1 protein-coding gene is annotated in these 1,692 nt (G+C 70.5%); it reads right to left on the bottom strand.

Features of this window, described 5'->3' with window-relative positions; genetic code table 11:
* The coding region (locus tag AB0N07_RS50675; RefSeq protein WP_365847731.1) for an AMP-binding protein at nucleotides 1–1,668 on the bottom strand (1,668 nt) is incomplete at its 3' end.
* Nucleotides 1,669–1,692: the final 24 nt, after the last annotated feature.

Here is a 1,692-nt window from a genome sequence, read left to right as displayed (position 1 = left end):
GCCCGAGATGGTCTTCGGCAGCTCGAGGAACTCGATGCGCCGGATGCGCTTGTACGGGGGCAGCTGGGTGAGCGTGAACTGCAGGATCGCCCGCGCGGTCTCCGCGGTGGGCTCGTGGCCCGGGGCGAGGGTGACGAAGGCCTTCGGCACGGCCAGTCGCAGCTCGTCCGGGGTGGGGACGATCGCGCCCTCCATCACGGCCGGGTGCTTGACCAGCACCGACTCCAGCTCGAACGGGGACACCTTGTAGTCCGAGGACTTGAAGACGTCGTCCGCGCGGCCCACATAGGTCAGCACGCCGTTCTCGTCGCGGCGGGCGATGTCGCCGGTGTGGAACACGCCGTCGCGGAACACCTCGTCCGTCTTCTCCTGGTTGCCGTAGTAGGACTTCAGCAGGCCCACCGGACGCGGGTCCAGGCGCAGGCAGATCTCGCCCTCCTCGGCCTCCTGGCCCGTGAGCGGGTCGAGCAGGGTGACGTCCATGCCGGGCAGCGGGCGGCCCATGGAGCCGATGACGACCTTCTGGCCGGGGGTGTTGGCGATCTGCAGGGTGGTCTCGGTCATCCCGAAGCCGTCGCGGATCGTGGTGCCCCACGCCTTGTGCACCTGGTCGATCACCTCGGCGTTGAGCGGCTCGCCCGCGGAGATGGTCTTGGTCGGCGGGGTCGTCAGCTGCGCCAGGTCCGCCTTGATGAGCATGCGCCACACGGTGGGCGGGGCGCAGAAGCTCGTGACGCCGTAGCGCTCCATGTTGGCCATCAGGGCCGCGGGGTCGAACTTGCGGGCGTTGTGCACGAGGATCGTGGCCTCCGCGATCCACGGGGCGAAGAAGTTGGACCACGCGTGCTTGGCCCAGCCCGGGGAGGCCACGTTGAGGTGCACGTCGCCCGGCTCCAGACCGATCCAGTAGAGCGTCGTGAGGTGGCCGACCGGGTACGAGGTGTGGGTGTGCTCCACGAGCTTCGGCTTCGAGGTGGTGCCCGAGGTGAAGTAGAAGAGCAGCGTCTCGTCCGCGGGGGTCGGCTCGGCCGGGGTCAGCTCGGTGGCGGCGTCGTCGGCGTCGTCGTAGGAGAGCACGGTGTGGCCGGCGACCTCGGGGGCGCGGCGCGCCGGGCCCTCCGCGAAGACGCCCGGCACGTGCACCAGGTGCAGGTCCTCGCCGACGCCGGCGAACTTGGCCAGGTCCTCGGCGCCGGCCACGGCCCATGCGGCGCTGGCGCGCGTCACCCGGTCCTCGAGGTCCCCGGAGGTCATCTGTGTGGTGGTGGGCACCATGACCACCCGCAGCTTGATGCAGGCGAGCATGAACTCCCACAGCTCCACCTGGTTGTTCAGCATGAGGATGAGACGGTCGCCGCGGCGCAGGCCCTGCGCGGAGAGCCAGTTCGCCACCCGGTTGGAGGCCGCGGAGAGCTCGGCGAAGGTGCGTTCGGTGCTGCGACCGTCGTCCTCGGCGATGATCAGCGCCGGCACGTCCGCGCGGGCCGGGTCCTGAGCCAGGCGGTCGAACCAGTCGAAGCCGAAGTTGAAGTGCTCGAAGCGGGGCCACTCGAACTCGGCGCGGGCGCGCTCGTCGTCGGTCTGGCACTCGACCAGCAGGTCGCGGGCCGCGCGGAACACCTCCGTCGGCCACGGGGCGGCGACGGCGGTGGGGTCCTGGACGGTCATGGGTCCCTCCTCGAGGTGGTTGCT

It is taken from the genome of Streptomyces sp. NPDC051172 (genome assembly GCF_040682555.1).
Classification (GTDB): Bacteria; Actinomycetota; Actinomycetes; order Streptomycetales; family Streptomycetaceae; genus Streptomyces.
This window is presented reverse-complemented; position numbering and strand designations above follow the sequence as displayed.